This window comes from Paraburkholderia sp. BL21I4N1, from assembly GCF_002973525.1.
Taxonomy (GTDB): Bacteria; Pseudomonadota; Gammaproteobacteria; order Burkholderiales; family Burkholderiaceae; genus Paraburkholderia.
On the sequence record NZ_PVEN01000023.1, the window covers coordinates 61388 to 80766 of the forward strand.

The following is a 19379-nucleotide window of genomic DNA, read 5'->3' on the forward strand; positions in this document are numbered from 1 at the left end:
CCGATCATGTATTGTGGGCGTCGAACCGGGTCGACGCCCAATCCGGTCTCGACCCTAACGTTCGAGTCCCATTTCGGGACTGCAAGTCATTCCGTTGTCGCAAGTTCGATGGAATGAATGGCGTTACGCGCGTGCGCTTGGGGTTGCCCTTGGCAGTTGGCATCGAAACAGCGGCAGGACAGCGTGTGTTTTCCCGGTCCAAGCGACACGGGGATCGAGAACGATTGCCACCCGAATCCCTCGCGAGCGTCAACCCTCGCCGCAAGCCAGTTCTGTCCGCCGTCGACGCTGACCTCGACGCGCAACACACCGGCTTCCGCCCACGCCCATCCAGTGATGCGAAACTCGTGGTTGGCTCGCATCATTGCGTCAGCGGCTGGCGAGACAATCACGCACTCCGGCGCAATCTCCCAGACCGGTTTCGTTCCCGTCGCGGTGATGTCGTTATAGAACCGGGTTGTATACGGTCCGGGCGCGCGAGTGCTCGACACCGATATCCGCCCGACCCACTTCACGGAGTTCGTTCCATACCAACCTGGAACGACGAGCCGCACCGGCCCGCCCCTGTCCGACGTGAGCGGCTTTCCGTTCATCGACACCGCCAGCAGGACCTCCGGCGAAAGCGCCTTCGCCAGCGGGAGATCTTTTACGAATGGTTCGTCTTTCAGACCGGCGAACTCGCCCCATTCGAGACCTTGAGTCCAGACGAACGCCGCTTCAGGCAGAAGATCGCAACTGTCCAGGACGTCGCGCAACCGCGCGCCGCACCACACAACATTGCCCACGCGCCGTTTGGGTTCCTTCGGTGTGAGCGGACTGCCGGCGCATTCATGCACGGAGACAATTTCATGTTGCGGCAATTGCAGAATGTCCGCCAGCGTGAGCGTTCTTGCACGGGCCACCAGGCCGCCTATGTGAAGGCGCCAGGTCTCGGGTCGAACGCTTGCCAGCGCCATGTGCGTAACAACAAACAGCGTGTCGTCGTCCGTAACGTAGGACGTAAGGTCGGCGACTCCACGCGAGGGATACCGCAACGCGTATCCCTCGCGAGTGAGCGTCACCTCTCCGGACTCCGTTAGTTTTGTCTCGAGCATCGCTATCCTCGCCAGTCCGCGTCTTGTGTGTCAGTTGCCGAAACGGGCGTCGACCCGCACATCCCTGGGCATCAAGATTACATTGCCGGTGGAATCCCGAAAACAGGCGAATCCGCACGGTGGCGTGCATTTTTGCAACACGCGATGACCGCAACTCGTGTGACCTGGCATGCGCGCGACGCGAGGGCGCCAGCGCTACTCCGGTTTACCTGTAGCGTGAGCGAGCATTGCGTCGCCGATTTCGTGGTTTCCGAGCTGCACGAGCGCATTGCCAGCGCCTTGCGCGTCACGTCTTACTTCGTCTTGCCCAAGTTTGCTTTTGCCGACGAGGCGGGTGATCTCGATCTCGAGTCCGATCAGACGTTGAAGTAATTCGTCGAGGTAGTCTGCCGGCGCGTCGCTCATCTTCCACGGGACTGGCTGCGACGCTTCATGTGCGCGAGTGAGTCTGGCAACCACGCTCCGTACAAATTTTTTGTCGTCGCGGAAGCGCACACGTCCGTGTGCGTGAACAACAATGTAGTTCCACGTCGGCACTTGCCGGTGGGATTCCTGTTTGGTCGGATACCAGTTTGGCGAGATATAGGCGTCTCCTGCCTGGAACACGACGAGAACTTCATCGCCGTTCAGGACGTTGTGCCATAGGGGATTCGCTCGTGAGATATGCGCGTTTAGCACGCCAAGTTCCCCTTCGTTGGCTGCGAGATCAAACGGGATGTGGTTCGCATCGAGTCCGTTGCTGCCATGCGTGAACAGGGTGCCAAGCGAGCGTTTGACAATGTGTTCATGCAGAACGCGGGTTCGGGACTCGGCGAAGTGGGAGGGTAGATACATGTCGGCTCGGTCTGTGGATGCGGGCGCAGAAAGAGAATGAATCCATCTTTTCACGCGAACGTTTATGGGTATTGCGGCGTTCCGGGAGGTATGGCCTTCCATTGGCAACGCCAATCGCAGCATCGGGGCGCGGGCCAAGAGGAGCACGCGCGATTCCCGGCAATTCTCCGGTGGTGGACATCTTTTGCCCTTGCTGCGCACGGCGGCATCCGCAGTGAAGAGGGCGGCGCCCCTCCTGGCGAGTGCGACGACCTGCGTGGCTTCGGGCGGCAGCAGGAAACCGGCGGCCGCTCCGGTTTCCGCTAGTCGGAGCCGAAGCCGATCAATCTCGAATCGATCAACGCACCTGGCATCATAAGATTGAGCCCGTCGGCCAATCGAGCGCCTGCTTCATGCAGCGCTTCCAATGGCATGACCGGCAAGCTTTCAAGAATAAATCACATCTGTTTTGCATCGGAATCCAGCCTGGTTCTGGCCCTGACGCCAGTTCCAGCGCCGGCATGTGACGCCGTGATCGTCACGCCAAACGACTTCTCCTGCGTCAACCATTTCGTGGACGGGCGCACCGTCCTTTACGGTGTCGAAGTGCTCTGTTCCTTTGGCAATCACGAGCCTCGGCATGCCAATGTAGGCGGCAAAATTTTCGCCGCCGACGGGAACGGCGTATTCAATGCTGACGGCGTTGTACAGGTCGACTACGGGGTTCACGCTTGGAACGCTGCCGTCGCGCATCGCGCGTTTTCGCAAGGCATCAGCCGAACATGGCGTCCGTTGTGGCTTGGCTCTGAACTTCCTGAACAACTCCGCCCAGGCCGACAGATGAGTTCCTTTCCATCCTGAGTCGTTGGCAGTCAATGCCTGGCAAGTCCGCACCAGAGCTTTGGCGCCGACACTCGGGTCGACGATCCGGGTGGGCTCAACGCTGATGCTGAGCGCGCGAAACCCGGGCGCGAGGCTCGCAATGGCCGGATCGATTGACGGAAGAACTCTGAACATTGGAAACTGCACCGGTGACTATCTTGTCCTATAATGCCGACCAATGACCAAAAAAGTCAATATATCGACCGCCTCGGGAGCAAACGTCGAAGCCGTCAGTGCGGCGGTTGCCGCCCGGATCAAAGGGTACCGAAAGGAGCGCAAGCTCTCGCTCGATGAGCTTTCGCGGCGCGCTGGCGTTAGCAAAGGCATGCTGGTCGAGATTGAGAAATGCGCTGCCAATCCAAGCATCGCGATCCTGTGCAGGATTTCGGCGGCGTTGGGTGTGTCGGTGGCGGACATCGTCGACGTAGCTAGTGCGCCGTCGATGCGTCTGATTGCGGACACGGACATCCCGACTTTGTGGGCCGGCCCCAAGGGCGGGTCGGCGCGTCTGCTTGCAGGCACGAGCGGGCCGAACATGATTGAATTGTGGCGCTGGGAAATGCAGCCTGGAGAGCGGTTTGAGTCGCCCGGACATCCGCAGGGAACGTTCGAGCTATTTCATGTGGAGCATGGGCGACTCACGATGACGGTAGGGGATGCGGAGCTCGCCGTCTCTGCCGGTTCGTCGGCAGCGGCGAAGACAGATGCACCCCATTGCTACGCGAATAATGACGCGGCAAAGCTGATATTCACGATGGTGGTTGCCGAGCTTCATCAACTGGCGACGTTGTTTTGAATGAGTGTGATAACACTGCGTGCAAATTTGCTTCGATCGTACGCGCGACGCAACGGGAGCCGACGACAAGCGATGCGGTCAGCCGCTCGTGATGCGGAGTCGACCTTCTCGTAGGCATTGTTCCCGAAACACGGCACACCGGGCGTGTCCCGATGCCCGGGTGCCGCCGTGAAGCTGTCTTTTCCAAGGAGAAATTCCCATGCCGATGCTGAAATTCGACCTCATCCAGGGCCGCACCGACGAACAGGTGCGCAACCTTCTCGACGCAACGCACGAGGCGATGGTGCAGGCCTTCAATGTACCGGTTTCCGACCGATACCAATGCGTCACGCAGCATCGCCCTGGAGAATTGGTCTTAGAGGATACGGGGCTCGGCTACAGGCGTTCAAAAGACGTCGTATTGCTGACGGCGGTGAGCCGGAAGCGCTCCGAAGCGCAGAAAATTGAGTTCTACCGGTTGCTCGTCGAGAACCTGCAAACGCAGTGTGGCATCTCGCCGGACGACGTGATCGTTTCGATTGTCGAGAACGACGACGCTGACTGGTCTTTCGGCGGGGGGCGCGCGCAGTTCATTACCAAGGATCTGACGTGATGCCGGCCAGCTTTGATGCCGCGCGGCGGCCGCTCGTTGACACGTAAAGGCCGATGAAGCCCTTCTTGATGTAACCAGGGAGGGCGCGTCTTTATGATCCGCTGACGGGCAATCTGATCCCCGACAAAGGAAGAGCAACGATCAAGACACGCTGTCAGGGGCGTTGCTCGCGCAGCGGCGACGGCGCTCTGTTTCTTCTGAAGCGTCGAGCTATTGCGGCAATGCGTTCCAGTATCAGCTGAGAATCGAGCGGGCAAAGAGATACCACGCTCGAAATGAGATTGCTCAACCAACTGTTTCTTGCGCGCGAGCCGGCAAACTTCCTTTCCGCTCAGCCTTTCATGTGTGGTGTTATCGCATGGAACTCGCGATGCAGCAACGCGCGGCTGCGCGGGTACGATCCTGCGCTCAGCGCTCCAATGCCTCCTTGCTAAGCTGCTGCCTTTCGCCGGCCAGGCGGCCGCTCAGATTGGAGTTTCCAGGGAACGTGCGCTCTTTGGCGCGGCCATAGCCGGTGCGAGTTATAGCGGACTGCGAAGTTTTCCGGCCTCCCGTTCGTGCCGAAGCGCGACGGCTAGATCTCGTTTCATCGAGACGCGTTCGGCCATCGCTCTTCAACGTATCGTCCGGATTTATCGAATACTCTTGTTGACTTCGAATTTTCACTGTAATTGAAAAGGTGCAACCTGCCGAATGATTGGACGCAATGCGCTGGCGTCTGCTTGCGGCAGCCTAGGCGAACCAGGACAGGAGTGCATCGACGGTAGATGATGTTGCGTGGGGCGAACCCGGCTTGGCAGTCGCCGAACTGGTCTTCGCCTTCAGCACCATCGAAAATTCCTCCGTCCAGAGATACGGTTGGGAGCGTTCCGGATGCCAGCGTGTAGCCAAGCGCACTCGCCGTGCGAGTAATTCTGTAACGCACACTCGGCATCAGATTGTCCTGTCAAAACGGACACTGTGTCGAACGATCGACGGCTTCTGTACAAACCCGCAGGCCCCTATACTCGGGTATGCGTTCGCTGTACTCGTCATGCGGGTTGTAAATTTCACGGGAGTCGACGATGAAGAAGAGTTTTTTGACGTTGATCACATCGCTAGCCGCATCGTTTGCGGTTGCGGCAAACGACAACACCCATTTATCCGCACACAGTAGTGCTGCGCGTTATCCGACCACATATCGAACGGTGAAGGTCGACGGCCTCGATATTTTCTATCGCGAAGCTGGCCCAAACGATGCGCCGACGATATTGCTGCTGCACGGCTTTCCGTCCTCATCACGCATGTTCGAACCGCTCTTCGCGCGGCTGGCGGATCGATATCACCTCGTTGCACTGGATTATCCAGGCTTCGGTCATAGCTCCGCACCTTCCCAGACGGACTTTGCCTACACATTCGATCACATAGCTTCGGTGACCAATGACTTCGTCGAAGCGCTCGGGCTCAGGCGTTACGTGCTGTATATGCAGGACTATGGCGGTCCGATCGGCTTCCGGCTTGCGATGGCGCATCCGGAGCGGGTCGCCGGGTTGGTGGTGCAAAATGCGGTCGCGCATGAGGACGGGCTTGGCCCTCTGTGGGAGAAGCGCCGTGCGTTCTGGGCTGACCGCGAAGCCAACGAAGCCGCCCTGCAGGGCAACTTCCTTTCTCTGGAGGCGACGAAACAACGTCATCTGGGATCGACGCCTAATCCCGAGCGGTATGCCCCGGATCTGTGGGCCGACGAGTACGCGTTTCTGAACCGACCGGGTCAGAAGGAAATACAGACGGAGCTCTTCTATGATTACCGGACGAACGTCGCGTCCTATCCAGCATGGCAGGACTGGATGAGGAGGGCGCAACCGGCGGCGCTCGTCGTGTGGGGGCGCTACGACCCGTCGTTTCAGGTCGCGGAAGCGGCAGCCTACGCCCGGGATCTTCCGAAAGCTGATATTCATGTGATCGACGCCGGTCATTTCGCATTGGACGAACAGCCCGACGCGATTGCAGCATTCGTTCACGGCTTCATGCGACGCCTGCCCCGGGGTTGAGGACATTCGAACACCATACCGGTCGGCAGGAAGTTGTGTTGTGTAGCGCGTCCGGGCGGAATCATGTGCGAGCCGGCGGACGTTTGGGCATTTTTCGCGTCGGCGGCTGGCGCCGGACTACGGTGGCACGTCGGACAGCGAGGAAAGGTCGGATAGGTCGGTCATGGTGATCGGTCAAACAGATCGAATGCGTAAACACGCGTGAGGAGAAGGGTGCATGAGCAACGCCCCGTTTGACTGTCGGTATCGACTATATCGGGTTGACCGTCGCCTGATCTTGCGGCCACACGTGATTTTTATTGAATGTCTCGGCTGGTGCCAGGTAGGCGAGCGTCCGAGTATCCCGCCGTTTTCGTGTCGGACGGTGCGATGACATTGACGTTGTGGGAAGTCAAGAACCAGACTTCGCTAGCTGAATTCGATCGCAAGACCAACATCGGGCTTCACCATCTTGCGCTTCGTCTCGCGAGTGAAGATGCCCTTGTGAGAGTGTTTTGGAAAGTATCCCAGTGGCCTGGAGTGCGAGTCTAATTTTCACCCAAGGCGCTCGGAGCCGGACCGAAGCGCCATGCAATGGTGCACGAGCCTGGCGGCATTCGGGTGGAGTTCGACTACGACCCGCGTCTGGTCCAGTGAGTCGTAAATCCACTTCATGCCTGATCTTGCTGCGCGAGGACGAAGTACGGTGCGGACAGGTTTCGGACTCGCGCAGACAGGCTGCTGTGGCCTCACGACAACTGCATCGTCCTGTGGGTGCGGGTGCATCCAGGTACGACGCATCTAGAGGACCGTACAGCCGGTGCGTTGAGTCATTCCCACGCCACTTCGACGGCCTCTCGTACGACCAGCAGTTTTCGCCGAGACGGTCTTGTTCCTTATCCGGCTCAATAGATCGCCTCGGCGAAAGCGAGCCGGCTCCGGCGTCCTTACCCGGCGGGACTCTGGCGAGCACGACGCCGGATAGCGAGTTCCTGTCCGCGGGCGCGAGTCTCCTGCAGACCGAATACAGCGAGAGCAGGAGTCGACTCTATCATTTCGTTGTCAATCCAGCGCCTCTGCCGGGCCGAAGAACTCGTATCGGCAACGCTCGTCGGGCTGCCCCAGATCGCGCAGCGTTCGCTTCACGAAACCCATGAACGGCTTCGGGCCGAGGAAATACGCATTGAACGCCTGATCGGCCGGAAGCCACTGACGCAACTGCTCGAAAGTGGGCCGGCCGACTGCGTCAGGCGTGCGTTTGTCTGCCGAATCGACATGCTCGTAGACAACATACGCCTGCAGTTGAGGGTAACGTGCGGTCCAATCGTCGAGCAAGCCGCCGAAGGCGTGAACCCGTTCATTGCGCGCGTAGTGGATGAAAACAACTGGCCGCCCGGATGTCAAAGCAGTCTCGGCTATGGCCAGAGTTGGCGTAATGCCGACGCCGCCGCTGATCAGGGCTACAGGAGCGCTGTCATCCAGAAGGGTAAATTCGCCTGCCGGAGGAAACAGGTCCACGGTGCTGCCTTCCAATACGTGGTCGTGCAGGTAGTTCGACGCCTTGCCGCCATGCTCGCGTTTGACACTTATGCGGTAGCGGTGACCGTTCGGTGCGGCAGACAGTGAGTAATTTCGGCGAATTTCCTCGCCGTCGATAGTCAGACGCAGCCCAATGTACTGGCCTGGAGCGAAGTCCGCGACGCGCTCGCCATCAACGGGCTCCAGGTAAAATGAAGTGATCTCTGCGCTCTCCGGGATCTTGCGTACGACGCGGAAGGGTCGAGCGCCCCGCCATCCTCCCGGCGCCATCGCGAGTCTGTCATAAACCTGATGCTCCTCGGCAACGAGGAGATCGGCGAGTTGCTGATATGCCGCGCCCCAAGCCTCGATGACAGGGCCGGTGGCGATTTCCGGGCCGAGTACATCGCTGATCGCCCGCAGCAGGCATGCACCCACGATCGGATAGTGCTCTGGCTGAACTTGCAGGGCCACGTGCTTGTTGACGATCTGTGCCGCGAGTGGTCCTAGGGCTTCGAGCTGATCAATGTGGCGGGCATACTGCAATACTCCGTTGGCTAGTGCGCGCTGCTGCACGCCGCTTGTCTGGTGCGCCTGATTGAAGAGGGGGCGCACCTGTGGGTTTTCGGCGAGCAGAAGCTTGTAGAAATGGGAGGTGAGCATCTCCCCGCCCGTTTCCAGCAGCGGGACAGTCGATTTGATGATATCGCGTTGAGCGTTTGTCAGCATGGAAAAGCCACTCCTCGAGGGGCTGGTCCCGGTGCCGTTTTCAAGGCACCCAGAGTTGCCAGCCACAGATCATTCGGGCGGTCGTCGCACTTATTTGGCGACTCGCGCGGGACCTCTCGAACGATAGGCGAGACGGCACTTCACGTAAAATGCCAATTGATGATGCTTCGTTTCACTGTCAGTGATTCTCCCCGGCGCAACAGGGCACGTTGTGACACGGATGTTTCGCGATGACGTGAAGTCGCAGCTCGCCGCCGCGTCGATATCGGTTGCCGGCAACCGCGCAAACAGATCGTCCACCCGGTCACGATCCCAGAGCCCGTCCATGTGAAATGATCAATGGATATGGGCGGGACCGACGCCGATCGCCAGGATTGCCGCGAGGATCAGCGTGGCCATTGCGGTAAAGAGTGATCCAGTGAAGGTGTGGCTATTGGTGTACAGCGCATTGGCCACCAGTGGCCCGACGATCTGGCCGATCCCGTAGGCTGCTGTCATGCCGGCGAGCATGTTGAAACGTACCGCATGTGCGACACGCCGCGCAGCCGGCATCGCGATGGTCACGGTTCCCATGAATGTGCCGCCTACGAGTAAGGCGCTTGTGAGGTACGACAGCGCGGAATGATCCAGTGCCGGGAGCACGACGCCGATCGCCTGTACGACAAGATTGAGTACGAGGCTAAAACGCGTGCCATACCGGACCTGCAGCGTGTGCCAAAGAAAGCACGACGGCACGGCGCCAAGACCAAAGACGGCCCAGACCTGTATCGGATTCACCGAGCCCAGGGCTCCCTTGATCAGGAGAGGAAGATAAGTTGCGGTGATGATGTATCCGAACCCGGCAAGGCCGTAAATGACAATCAGGCGGACCGCGTCGAGTATGGAGCTATTGTCCTCGCGTGCGCCGCTGCCATCGCGGCCAAAATGCAACTCGGGCTTCGGCTGGGTTCCCAGGGCGGGCATCGCGCCGAGCGCCATGACCAAGCTGCTGATTGCCAGGACGAGCCATATCATTGAACTGTCAAGCCCGGTGGCATGGCCTGCCGCAATCAGTTCCGCGGACAGGACAATACCCGCGCCGACACCGGAATACAAAAGCGGCGCGCCGTGGGAGTGCCCCATGTGCTGAAGCAGCCAGAGCGACGCAGCAATCATCGAAATCGCACTGACAATACCAGCGAGTCCACGGATCACGACGATAGCCCACGGACCGTGAATCCAAGCCAACGCACCCATGCAGATGATACTGATGATGGCGGTTGCGATGGACAGACCGCGCGCGTCGGAAGGTCGGGCACGTGCCACCAGCAGCGCGCCAGCCAGGTAACCTGCATAGTTTGCGGATGCGGCCAAGGTTCCGCTATGAACGGTCAGGATCTGGTCACTGATCATCAACGGATAGAGGCCGGTAAAGGCGAAGCGCCCGAATCCCATGCCGATAGCCAGGACTGCAGCAGCAGCGAGCGATGGGCCCAATGCATTGCGTTGGGCCCAGGTTGATGACGAGGCATTCACGCTGTTTCTCCCGGAATGGTAAAAGTCACCGGATCCATTTGTTGAGTCTTCCATTTGAGGTTGGCGATATCGGGCGGTGCTTCGCGCCGACTGCGATAGGAACGCTCGTGTCCGCCCCCACCACTGAACGTGTGTGCCGAAGCGTGAGTGAGGCTCAACTCGTCAGCTACGGACCATTGAAATACGATGTGCCGCGCTCGTTAGTTCTCTAATGGAGAATTATTATATAACTATATTCCGCATTTGCGAACGTGAGAGTCGATCAAATTCGTTCGCCATCTTGCCTAAGGAGTAGCCGCTATTGCTGTTGGTCCACGCTACGCTGGTATGCCAGGTAGGGTTGATCCGCGCCGTCTCGACATCGAAGGGGAATCGACGTCCGAGATGCACGAATGCAATATCCACCGTCAAATGAGGGATGAATACCATGTTCCAGGCAATATGAGTCGAGAAGGATGATGCAGCCTATCGTGCGCGCCTGACCGCACTCGATGAGTCCACGTTGCCGTCAGGCAATGCGCCTGTGCGCGTTGACTACAGCATGCTCGCCCACAAGGTTGCCCTTGCCATTACTGGCAGGGGGCCGGTCGTACGTCAATTCCCGTTGGGGCCTGGCATCGACTTCGCCGGTACGATCGAAGCCTCCGATCATTCCGACTATGGACCTCATGATCGAGCGCTACTCAACGGCTGGGGCGTCGGTGAGGCACGCAGCAGCGGACTGTCGCAGAAGGCCTGCGTGCGGGGGGAATGGCTGATTCCGCCGCCGCTGGGCTCGACCGCCCCGCAGGCAGTGGCGATCGGAACCGCAGGCTACACAGCCATGCTGTCGATTCTCGTGCTGGAGCGACATGGCCTGAAGCCGGAGCAGGGAGATGTGCTGGTCACTGGGGCAACGGCGGGGGAGGCTTTGCAATGGCGCTGCTGGCGAGACTGGGGTACCGCATCGTCGCGTCGACCGGACGGACCGAGGAGATCGGGTATCTGCGTGGGCTAGGCGCGGAGGAAGTCGTGATCGCCGCACATTCTCGGGGCCGCGCAATCCAATGCAAAAGGAACGCTGGGCGACGGCGATCGATTCAATTGGCAGCCATGCCATACTTTCGCCAAAGTCTGCGCGGGTCTGCGTGCTGATGGTGCGGTCGCGGCATGCGGATTAGCTCAGTGGCTGGACTTGCCCGCAACTATTGCGCCCTTCAACCTCCGCGGTGTTAGTCTGCTGGGCGTCAACAGCGTGACTCGTCCGACGATCGAACACACCGGAGCATGGGGGCGCCTGAGTCGTGACCTTGATCTTCGCAAGATTGACGCCATGACACATGCGATCGGACCGAGCGGCGCAATTCCCACGGCAGCCGAGCTGCTAGCCAGTAGGATCGGGGGGCGCCTGGTCGTAGACGTCAATCGTTAAAGCTGCCCGTATGCAACGATTGACTTGCGGACTGGGGCATCCGGTCCGCTCCTAGCTTGGGTTATTCACGACGCGGCAGTCGATGCGCTCGCGAAGCATCAGAGGTTCAGCGGCAGACCCCGTGTATGGTGGTAGCTCCGCCACGGCCTTCGCGTTATCGATGACGCGGCTAGACAGACGCGGCGTCGGAGCAGCGTCTCGCGTGGCATCAAACGTCCATGCCCATCGCGGTTTTCCGACTGTCATCTTGATTTCGACATTCCTCCGGGCGCCCCAGGCTTGCAGCACCACAGTACTCGCTCGTTAGGCATCGCCTGAATTCCGACATCGCACGACTTTCCCGAATGAGCTTCGGAGTAACAAACACGGTCTGAATGCTCGAAAAACTCGGTTCCAAGCTATGAATGGAAATTTTGTAGGTTCTCGAGATATTTTGGATAGCAGATCGTGTCGAGACCGAGACGCCCAAATCCGCCTGGACACACCCCAGAATGCCTTCCATCGTGCCGAGCACGATCGCTCGTACGCCAGTGACGCCCTTCGAGTACAGAAAAGCTTCAAGGCGCTGGCGATATTGGCACCCGGCGCGGTAGACGAGCAGAGTAGGGTGGGCATGTGCGTGGAACAGGCTGTCCATGTCGGCGTACCTGTTCGAAGCAATCAGGACGAGTTCTTCCTCAGCCAGGAGGTCCTCGTTGAGACCGGGGTGCCCTACCGGACCCGCCACGAACGCGCCATCCAACTGAAAATTCAACACATCGTCGATCAACGCAGCGGTGGGACCAGTCGACAGTTCGAGCTGCACGTTCGGCAGGTGATCACGATAGGCTCGCAGAACAGTTGGCAGGTGAAATGCTGCGGTGGTCTCCATCGCTCCCAGTCTTACGCAGCCAGAAATGCTCCCACCACCTTCCAGCGCGCCTCGCGCATCGGCGACGAGTTGCACGAGCTGGCGTGCGTAGGGAAGGAGAGTCCTGCCGTCGTAAGCGAGGTGCATTCCGCGACTGTGGCGATGGAACAGCATCACGCCCAGATCGTGCTCGAGCTTCCTGATCCGGCTTGTTATGTTAGAGGGGGCGCAATGAAGCACTTCCGCTGCCTTTGCGATCGTTCCCATCCTCGCAACCATCTCGAAAGTTTGCAAACCAACCAGATCCATGCCGCCCTCAGAAAGTCAGAATGCTGCGTTCCGTAGAATTCGCTTCCGATGATCATTTTGTTTCCAGAAGATGTCAACCCAATTCCTGCCGCAATACTGGAGACATTATGGAGACGTTGCTTACGAAATCGCTTGGCTTGCGCTTTCCGATTGTGTCCGCGCCGTTAGGGCGCGGCTCGTCGGCAAGCTACCTTGGGGCGTTGGCGGATGCCGGTAGCATGGGGTTCGTAGCCCTGTTGCACATGAAAGAAGACAAGGTCGCAAGCGAACTTGAACCAATCATCCAGCGCACGGCAGGTCGTTTCGGTGTGAACCTCACGCTGGTTGCTGACCAGCGACGCAGACTCGCGACCGCGCTCGAGTTGGGCGTAAAGAACGTCTCCGTATGGCAGGGGGTACCGGACGAGTATGTGAGCCAGGCGAAAAGAGCCGGGGCGAACGTTTTCTGGACCGTCAGGGGGCCGGACGAAGCGCGCCGCGCTCGTGAGCTCGGCGTGGATTTCATCGTCTGTCAGGGAAGAGAAGCCGGAGGACATCTGGTTGGGGAGGCACCGTTGATGTCTTGGCTCCCTGTGGTCGTCGATGCGGCGAACGGCGTTCCCGTATTGGCCGCGGGTGGAATAGCAGATGGCAGAGGGCTTGCGGCGGCGCTCGCGCTCGGGGCATCGGGGGCATGGATGGGAACGCGTTTTGTTGCCAGCGAGGAAAGCAACTTGCCAGATGGCTATAAGCGAAGCGTGGTGAAGGCAACGGCTAGCGACTTGTTGGAAACTACGTTGTTTGACGGCGGGTGGCCGGACTCCCCGCACCGGGTTATCCGGAACGAGACTGTCGCTGCGTGGGAGGCCGCTGGCTGCCCGCCTAGTGGCGCTCGACCGGGAGAAGGGGACATCATTGCCACCCCGGTGGACGAAGACCCGGTGCGACGCTATGCAGTCTCGACTCCATGGTCTGGCATGGGGGAAGCCTGGTCTCTCGGCCCCTTTTATGCCGGCATGTCCGCTACCCTCATCGACGGGATCCTGCCGATCAGGGAGATCCTTGCTCGCACGACCAGGGACGCCGAGGCAATCCTGGCGAACGTACTAGACCACTTGAAGACCCGCTAACACACCAATAACAAGCCGGTCGCACAGGATCGGTCGCGCGATCGAATTTAATAAAATCGATATGTCAAGTGAATTAGGAGGCCATAGCATGGAGAGCAATCGTGAGCATGCCCTTTACGTCCATGCCCTGGACCAAATCGGAAGTGCGGAGAGCTACGCCGAACTTGTCCGTACACGATCAAGATTAATGTGGTCCACGACTGGATCGGTGTTTGCTATTTACTGGCTATTTATCCTGGTAGTTGCATTCAGACCTGAGTGGCTTGCCAAGACGTTGTCAGTCGGGAGCGCGGTCTCCGTAGGTATACCGGTGGCGGCGCTGGTCGTTGTTCTTTCATGGCTCGTGACAGGATGGTATGTCTACGTCTCGGGCTCACGCCTGGATGCACTTTCTGCAACCCTTCTGAAGGAGTGTGCACGATGATACGGCTCGCTATTTTGTTCGTGGTGCTTTTTCCCGTATCAGTATTTGCTGCCGTCAGGCCGGCGGGAGGTTCAGCAAATATACAGGCGGTTTCAATGTTCTTCGTTTTTGTGCTTTCGACACTTGTCATCACGTGGTGGGCTTCAAAAAGGACTCGTTCGACCAGCGACTTCTATACTGCCGGAGGCGGCATCACGGGCTTGCAGAACGGATTTGCGATGGCGGGCGACTACATGTCGGCTGCGACGCTGCTGGGTATGTCGGGTCTCGTCTTCTCGACCGGATACGACGCATTTGTCTACGTCACCGGATTTTTTGTCGGATGGCCGATAGTGACGTTCCTTGTCGCAGAAAGACTGAGAAACCTGGGGACATATACATTGGCCGATGTTGTCTCATTTCGCCTTGATCAAAAATCGTTAAGGATTCTTACCGCCATAAGTTCCCTCACAGTCATAATTTGCTATCTAATGGTTCAGATGGTGGGTGCGGGCCAGCTTATCAAGTTGCTCTTTGGACTTCAATATTCCGCGGCTGTCGTCGTAGTTGGCGTTCTCATGGTTATTTACGTGATCTTCGGCGGCATGATTGCAACGACGTGGGTGCAAATCATCAAGGCAGCGCTCCTGCTGGTGGCAGGTGTGTCACTAGCGCTAATGGCCTTCAGTAAGTTCGGTTTTAGCTTTGAGCAGCTCGCAAGGGAGGCAATTTCGGCGCATCCGCGTGGCAATGCCATCATGCGTCCCGGAACGATCCTGTCGTCTCCCGTCAACGCCATCTCGGTCGCGATCGGTCTTATCTTTGGTATCGCCGGATTGCCACACATCCTTATGCGTTTCTTTACGGTACCCAATGCCAAAGAAGCCCGTAAGTCAGTATTTGTTGCTACCGGTCTAATCGGTTTCTTTTTGCTCGTCGTGATTCTCATCGGCTATACGTCGATCGTGATTGTCGGACAAGACCCTGAATTCTTCGTGGACGGACAGAGAGTCAAAGGCTTGATCGGGGGAGGCAACATGGTCGCCATGCACCTTGCGAAAGCGGTTGGCGGAAACGTTTTTCTCGGCTTTCTCTCAGCTGTTGCGTTCGCGACCATCTTGGCGGTCGTGTCCGGCCTGGTGCTCGCCGGGGCGTCAGCGATTTCGCACGATCTATACTCTAAAGTCGTAATGCGCGGCAATGCGGCCGAAAAGCAAGAGATGCGTGTTTCCAGGCTGGCGACCGTTGCTTTGGGCGTAGTCGCGATCGGCCTAGGAATTGTCTTCGAGCGAGTGAATGTCGCATTTCTTGTTGGCTTGGCGTTTAGCATCGCTGCATCAGCAAATTTCCCTGTTCTGATCCTGTCCATGTACTGGCGTGGCTTGACCACGCTTGGTGCACTGTGGGGAGGCATTTGCGGGTTGTCGAGCTCCGTTGCACTAGTCGTGCTGTCGCCGGTCGTGTGGGTCAATGTATTGCACAACGCCAGCGCGATCTATCCATACGATAGCCCGGCGCTGTTCTCATTGCCGCTCGCGTTCATTGTGGCGGCGGTGGTGTCGAAATTGGACAGCAGTGAACGGGCCGCACGCGAACGAGGAGCTTTTTTCCGACAGGCAGTGCGCGGCGAGACAGGATACGGTGCCTCGTCGTCTGCCGTCAGCCATTAGTCGGCACGCTTCGGCTATCCAGAGATCGTGCCAGGCGCATGAGGCGAGCGCTGAGGCCTTCCCGAGAGTTGGACGTCTGCATCGGCTAAAGCGGGAAGTCCATGGCAAATGTTTCCTTGAGAAAGGCGAGCACGATTTTGATTCGCGGCAGCCGGCTCAGATATTGATGCGTGCTCACCCAGACATCGCGGTTTACCTGGATAAGCTGAGGCAGCACTGGTACGAGACCGAAGCGTTCAGCGCGCGCAAACGCCGGCAACATGACTATCCCGGCGCCAGCGACTGCCGCGAACATCTGCGCGAGCATGCTGCTCGAATAGAAAGCGATTGCCGGCCCGGCGATCGCTTCGTCGAGCCACCGCACGGCGTCCAATTGGATCAGATCGTCGATGTAACCGACGAACGCATGATTGCGGAATGCATCAACCGAAATCGGTGTTCCGTGCCGCCCGAGATAATCGGCGCTCGCATAGAGATGCAATGGAAAACGTCCGATTCGCGACACTTCGAGATTGAGGCCATGCGGCTCGAAGAAGCTGAGAAAGATATCGGCTTCGCGCTGTGAGATGCGCACGTCGTGAGACGACGTTACGAGTTCGATAGTGATGCTTGGCTGTACCTCCTTGAAGCGGGCGAACTGCTCGCTCAGATAAAGCGACGCAATCCCTTCCATTGTTGCAACGCGCACGTGCCCGGCGGGAGCGGGAGTGCCGTTTTCCAGCGTGTCAGTGAGCGAGAGCAGGTTCGCTTCGATCGCTTCAACATGAGCCAGTATCATGCGCCCTTGTGAATTGAGGCGACAACCATGACGGTCTCGCTCGAAGAGTGGCGTTTCCATTGCGAACTCGAGTGCAGAAACTCGGCGGCCAACGGTGGCGTGGTCCATGCAAAGACTACGGCCTGCATTCGAAAAGCTGCCGGCGCGCGAGACGGCCAGAAAAACGCGCAGATCGTCCCAGCTCAGCCGGTTAATATTCATGAGTCTTTCCAAAGAAGAGCCGGTGAGTATTGTGGCTGTGCAAATTTGCACTGGCCAGTGATTCTTTTCCGGGTGGTGAAGCGCGATTCCTGCGCGTACAGTGCGAAATCAAGATTGCGGCACCTTGCGGTCATGCGGATACGATCGCGTTGCCGCAGTCTTTCGGGGCCGCGCGTTCAACTGTCGCAAACGAAGAACTTCGTTCGCATTTTTTCCTGACTGCGGGTTTGACAATGGCTAAAGATATCAGTACCAAGCTCATTCACGACAACTACGTTCCGCCTGCAGGCTACAAGGCGGTTCCGCCGGGAGTATTCAAGGGCTCGACAGTACTGTTTCCCAACGCGGCCACGGTGCGCGAGAGAGTTAAGGCATTTGGCTTGCGCGACGGATACAGTTACGGCCTTTACGGAACGCCGACGACTTACACGCTCGAGCAGCGTTTGTGCGCGCTGGAAGGCGCGCGTCACTGCCTGCTGGGGCCTAGCGGACAGGCAGCCATCGCACTCGTCAATCTTGGCCTCCTTTCGGTTGGGGATGAGTTATTGCTTCCGTCGAATGTATACGGGCCCGCGTTGCGACACGCACGTACTACATTGCCCCCGTTAGGCATCACGCACCAGTGTTACGACCCAATGGACCCAGCCGACCTGGAGCGCAAGCTGACTTCAAGGACGAAGCTCGTCTGGATGGAGGCGCCGGGCTCTATCACCATGGAGTTCCCTGATCTTCGTAAACTGATAGCGATCGCGAAAAACAAAGGCGCAGTTGTTGCGCTTGATAACACGTGGGGGGCGGGCATCGCGTTCAAACCTTTCGAGCTCGGAGTCGACATCAGCGTTCACGCCTTGACGAAATATCCTTCGGGCGGGGCCGATGTATTGATGGGATCGGTGACAACCAACGATGATGCACTGCATGACCGGCTTCGGATCGCATACCTGGATTTGGGCATGGGTGTAGGCGCCAATGACGTCGAGCTCGTGCTGCGTGGTCTTCCGACGATGGAGGCGCGATATCATCTGCATGATGCAACCGCTCGCGATCTTGCGTCATGGCTGGCCGCGCAACCCGCCATCCTAAAGGTTCTCCACCCGGCGCTTGAAGGGAGTCCGGGCCACGAACACTGGGCGACACATTGCAGCCTTGCGGCGGGACTCTTTTCCGTTCTCGTCGACGACGCTTATACATCATCGCACGTCGATTCATTCTGCGACCAGCTAGGGCTTTTCGGAATTGGGCTATCCTGGGGCGGACCGATGAGCCTTGTGATGCCCTATGACCTTCCGAGCATCCGCGACGGTGCGGGACGTTATGCAGGTCATCTGGTGCGCTTTTCGATTGGTCTGGAAAGCGCGGACGACTTGCGGGAAGATCTTGCCCGGGCGCTGCGTGGATCTTTTGGCGGTTGACGGCTAGACGCTACGATTCCACCTGACAGCCTACTTGCCGGCCCCGCGCAGCGAACGCTTTTTTGCGATGGAGCTAAATCTTGCTGTCGACGATCCGCGCACGAATGCGCGGATCGCGTCAGCAGGGACAAAAGTCAGGTCGCGGCACACGGATCGAAAGTGGCGTTACCCGACCGCACTCTGCCACTCCTCGACCAGTGTGCGTACCAGTTCGCCGGCGGGCAGTTCACGAGCCAGTGGTGCCCCCTGTCCCGCCCATTGTGCAGCGAACTCATGATTGCCGAGTTTGGCGGCGGCGGCATGGAGCCGTTTCGCTGCATCGTAGGCGACTGGATAGTCGGCGGGTATGGGGCTGCCGATAGCACTGCCGTGGGTGATCAGGCGATTGACCATGCCACGCGCTGGGCGCCCTGATAGGGCCGTCGTAAGTCGAGTCGTCTTTGCTCGCTCATGCTTCAGATTTGTCCGATAACTTTCGTTCGCCGCGGATTCCGGGCAAAGAATGAATGCCGTTCCGAGTTGTACTGCTGCCGCTCCGAGATCCAGTGCGGCCTGGATGCTTCGACCGTCCATGATTCCCCCAGCGGCAATTACCGGCAGCTTTGTCTGGCGGACCAGGATGCGTACGAGCACTGCTGTGCTGAGGCCCTCATCGACAGCGTCGGGATCAAACATCCCCCGGTGACCTCCGGCTTCGATTCCCTGGGCTACGATGGCGTCGATGCCAGCTTGCTCAACCAAAGTGGCTTCTGCTTCGTTGGTCACGCTCGCGATCGTAACGATGCCTGCCTTGCGCAGGGCGTCGATGCAATCGGGCGGGGGAAGTCCAAAGTGGAAGCTGACGACGGCGGGTCGTTGTTCGAGCAACATATTGAACGTTTCTTCATCGCCAACGAATGTCTTGTAGATCTCGTCAAGGGACGCCGGCACATCGATCCCGCTTTCCGCAAATAGAGGCGCGAGATGCTGTAGCCAGGCCGATTCGCGCGCCACATCTCGCTGGGCAGCCCCGTGGCAAAAGACGTTCACGTTGAATGGCAGGTTCGTCAGTGCCCGCGTCTCTTCTATCATCTTGCGCGCTTGTGCAGTCGTGCTCGCGCCCAGGCCGAGTGAGCCTAGGCATCCGGCATTGGACACTGCCGCCGCTAGTCGAGGGGTGGCCACGCCGGCCATGGGTGCCTGAATGATTGGGTACTGAACGCCGAGTCGAGCGGTGAAGTCGCTGGACAAACTCATGAAATATCTCCTTTCAAGAATACATGCGCGGAGTCTGATTGAATCCCGAAAA

Annotated in this window: 15 protein-coding genes and 2 pseudogenes; 9 read left to right on the forward strand and 8 right to left on the reverse strand. The window is 58.7% G+C overall.

Features of this window, described 5'->3' with window-relative positions; genetic code table 11:
• Nucleotides 1-86: 86 nt before the first annotated feature.
• From B0G83_RS34465 to B0G83_RS34480, 3 genes are all read right to left on the reverse strand, one after another.
• Nucleotides 87-1094, reverse strand: coding sequence for a molybdopterin-dependent oxidoreductase (locus tag B0G83_RS34465; RefSeq protein ID WP_105511771.1), 1008 nt, complete (start codon nucleotides 1092-1094; stop codon nucleotides 87-89).
• Between the two features lie 195 nt (nucleotides 1095-1289).
• Nucleotides 1290-1928: an FMN-binding negative transcriptional regulator gene (locus B0G83_RS34470; protein ID WP_105511772.1), complete on the reverse strand. Its 639-nt coding sequence runs from the start codon at nucleotides 1926-1928 to the stop codon at nucleotides 1290-1292.
• Nucleotides 1929-2354: 426 nt separating this feature from the next.
• Entirely contained in the window at nucleotides 2355-2924 is a 570-nt protein-coding gene (locus tag B0G83_RS34480; protein WP_219849058.1) for a B3/4 domain-containing protein, read from the reverse strand.
• Between the two features lie 43 nt (nucleotides 2925-2967).
• Between B0G83_RS34480 and B0G83_RS34485 the strand changes: the two genes are divergently transcribed.
• The 4 genes and pseudogenes from B0G83_RS34485 to B0G83_RS39640 all read left to right on the forward strand — a co-directional run bounded on the left by B0G83_RS34485 (nucleotide 2968) and on the right by B0G83_RS39640 (nucleotide 6843).
• Nucleotides 2968-3585, forward strand: coding sequence for an XRE family transcriptional regulator (locus B0G83_RS34485; protein WP_105511774.1), 618 nt, complete (start codon nucleotides 2968-2970; stop codon nucleotides 3583-3585).
• Nucleotides 3586-3784: 199 nt separating this feature from the next.
• Nucleotides 3785-4177, forward strand: a complete 393-nt coding sequence (locus B0G83_RS34490) for a tautomerase family protein (RefSeq protein WP_105511775.1) — start codon at nucleotides 3785-3787, stop codon at nucleotides 4175-4177.
• 1064 nt (nucleotides 4178-5241) lie between these two features.
• On the forward strand, nucleotides 5242-6207 hold the full coding sequence (locus B0G83_RS34495; protein ID WP_105511776.1) for an alpha/beta fold hydrolase: 966 nt from the start codon (nucleotides 5242-5244) through the stop codon (nucleotides 6205-6207).
• A 233-nt stretch (nucleotides 6208-6440) separates the two neighbouring features.
• A pseudogene (locus B0G83_RS39640) lies at nucleotides 6441-6843 on the forward strand (VOC family protein).
• Nucleotides 6844-7248: 405 nt separating this feature from the next.
• Here B0G83_RS39640 and hmpA read toward each other — a convergent pair.
• Nucleotides 7249-8433 (reverse strand): NO-inducible flavohemoprotein, encoded by a 1185-nt coding sequence (hmpA, locus tag B0G83_RS34505; protein WP_105511777.1) that lies wholly within the window; start codon nucleotides 8431-8433, stop codon nucleotides 7249-7251.
• Nucleotides 8434-8769: 336 nt separating this feature from the next.
• Nucleotides 8770-9948, reverse strand: coding sequence for a YbfB/YjiJ family MFS transporter (locus B0G83_RS34510; protein WP_258168454.1), 1179 nt, complete (start codon nucleotides 9946-9948; stop codon nucleotides 8770-8772).
• A 478-nt stretch (nucleotides 9949-10426) separates the two neighbouring features.
• Between B0G83_RS34510 and B0G83_RS34515 the strand changes: the two are divergent.
• Nucleotides 10427-11359: pseudogene (locus B0G83_RS34515) on the forward strand (acryloyl-CoA reductase).
• A gap of 208 nt (nucleotides 11360-11567) precedes the next feature.
• Here B0G83_RS34515 and B0G83_RS34520 read toward each other — a convergent pair.
• Entirely contained in the window at nucleotides 11568-12518 is a 951-nt protein-coding gene (locus B0G83_RS34520) for a LysR family transcriptional regulator (RefSeq protein ID WP_105511779.1), read from the reverse strand.
• A 107-nt stretch (nucleotides 12519-12625) separates the two neighbouring features.
• On the opposite strand from B0G83_RS34520, the gene B0G83_RS34525 reads away from it, so the two are divergent.
• The 3 genes from B0G83_RS34525 (at nucleotide 12626) to actP (ending at nucleotide 15700) form a co-directional block, all read left to right on the forward strand.
• Entirely contained in the window at nucleotides 12626-13627 is a 1002-nt protein-coding gene (locus tag B0G83_RS34525; RefSeq protein WP_181157159.1) for a nitronate monooxygenase family protein, read from the forward strand.
• 187 nt (nucleotides 13628-13814) lie between these two features.
• Complete coding sequence (locus B0G83_RS39645; RefSeq protein ID WP_374954967.1) at nucleotides 13815-14051, forward strand: DUF485 domain-containing protein; 237 nt, start codon at nucleotides 13815-13817, stop codon at nucleotides 14049-14051.
• The gene (gene actP / locus B0G83_RS34535; RefSeq protein WP_105511782.1) at nucleotides 14048-15700 is read left to right on the forward strand and encodes a cation/acetate symporter ActP; all 1653 of its coding nucleotides are present in this window, start codon (nucleotides 14048-14050) and stop codon (nucleotides 15698-15700) included. Before B0G83_RS39645 ends, actP begins: the two co-directional genes overlap by 4 nt.
• Before the next feature lie 85 nt (nucleotides 15701-15785).
• On the opposite strand, the gene B0G83_RS34540 is transcribed toward actP, so the two are convergent.
• Nucleotides 15786-16679, reverse strand: a complete 894-nt coding sequence (locus B0G83_RS34540) for a LysR family transcriptional regulator (protein WP_105511783.1) — start codon at nucleotides 16677-16679, stop codon at nucleotides 15786-15788.
• Nucleotides 16680-16912: 233 nt separating this feature from the next.
• Here B0G83_RS34540 and B0G83_RS34545 point away from each other — a divergent pair, with 233 nt between their 5' ends.
• Nucleotides 16913-18091 (forward strand): PLP-dependent transferase, encoded by a 1179-nt coding sequence (locus B0G83_RS34545; RefSeq protein ID WP_105511784.1) that lies wholly within the window; start codon nucleotides 16913-16915, stop codon nucleotides 18089-18091.
• Between the two features lie 165 nt (nucleotides 18092-18256).
• Here B0G83_RS34545 and B0G83_RS34550 read toward each other — a convergent pair whose 3' ends face one another.
• The gene (locus tag B0G83_RS34550) at nucleotides 18257-19327 is read right to left on the reverse strand and encodes a nitronate monooxygenase family protein (RefSeq protein WP_105511785.1); all 1071 of its coding nucleotides are present in this window, start codon (nucleotides 19325-19327) and stop codon (nucleotides 18257-18259) included.
• Between the last annotated feature and the right edge of the window lie 52 nt (nucleotides 19328-19379).

Bases quoted from the DNA above. Each gene is read 5' to 3' on its own strand.
- B0G83_RS34485 (WP_105511774.1), top strand. From the start codon at position 2,968: ATGACCAAAAAAGTCAATATATCGACCGCCTCGGGAGCAAACGTCGAA.
- B0G83_RS34520 (WP_105511779.1), bottom strand. From the start codon at position 12,518: ATGGATCTGGTTGGTTTGCAAACTTTCGAGATGGTTGCGAGGATGGGA.
- B0G83_RS39645 (WP_374954967.1), top strand. From the start codon at position 13,815: ATGTGGTCCACGACTGGATCGGTGTTTGCTATTTACTGGCTATTTATC.
- B0G83_RS34545 (WP_105511784.1), top strand. From the start codon at position 16,913: ATGGCTAAAGATATCAGTACCAAGCTCATTCACGACAACTACGTTCCG.
- B0G83_RS34480 (WP_219849058.1), bottom strand. From the start codon at position 2,924: ATGTTCAGAGTTCTTCCGTCAATCGATCCGGCCATTGCGAGCCTCGCG.
- B0G83_RS34495 (WP_105511776.1), top strand. From the start codon at position 5,242: ATGAAGAAGAGTTTTTTGACGTTGATCACATCGCTAGCCGCATCGTTT.
- B0G83_RS34490 (WP_105511775.1), top strand. From the start codon at position 3,785: ATGCCGATGCTGAAATTCGACCTCATCCAGGGCCGCACCGACGAACAG.
- actP (WP_105511782.1), top strand. From the start codon at position 14,048: ATGATACGGCTCGCTATTTTGTTCGTGGTGCTTTTTCCCGTATCAGTA.
- B0G83_RS34465 (WP_105511771.1), bottom strand. From the start codon at position 1,094: ATGCTCGAGACAAAACTAACGGAGTCCGGAGAGGTGACGCTCACTCGC.
- B0G83_RS34470 (WP_105511772.1), bottom strand. From the start codon at position 1,928: ATGTATCTACCCTCCCACTTCGCCGAGTCCCGAACCCGCGTTCTGCAT.
- hmpA (WP_105511777.1), bottom strand. From the start codon at position 8,433: ATGCTGACAAACGCTCAACGCGATATCATCAAATCGACTGTCCCGCTG.
- B0G83_RS34540 (WP_105511783.1), bottom strand. From the start codon at position 16,679: ATGAATATTAACCGGCTGAGCTGGGACGATCTGCGCGTTTTTCTGGCC.
- B0G83_RS34550 (WP_105511785.1), bottom strand. From the start codon at position 19,327: ATGAGTTTGTCCAGCGACTTCACCGCTCGACTCGGCGTTCAGTACCCA.
- B0G83_RS34525 (WP_181157159.1), top strand. From the start codon at position 12,626: ATGGAGACGTTGCTTACGAAATCGCTTGGCTTGCGCTTTCCGATTGTG.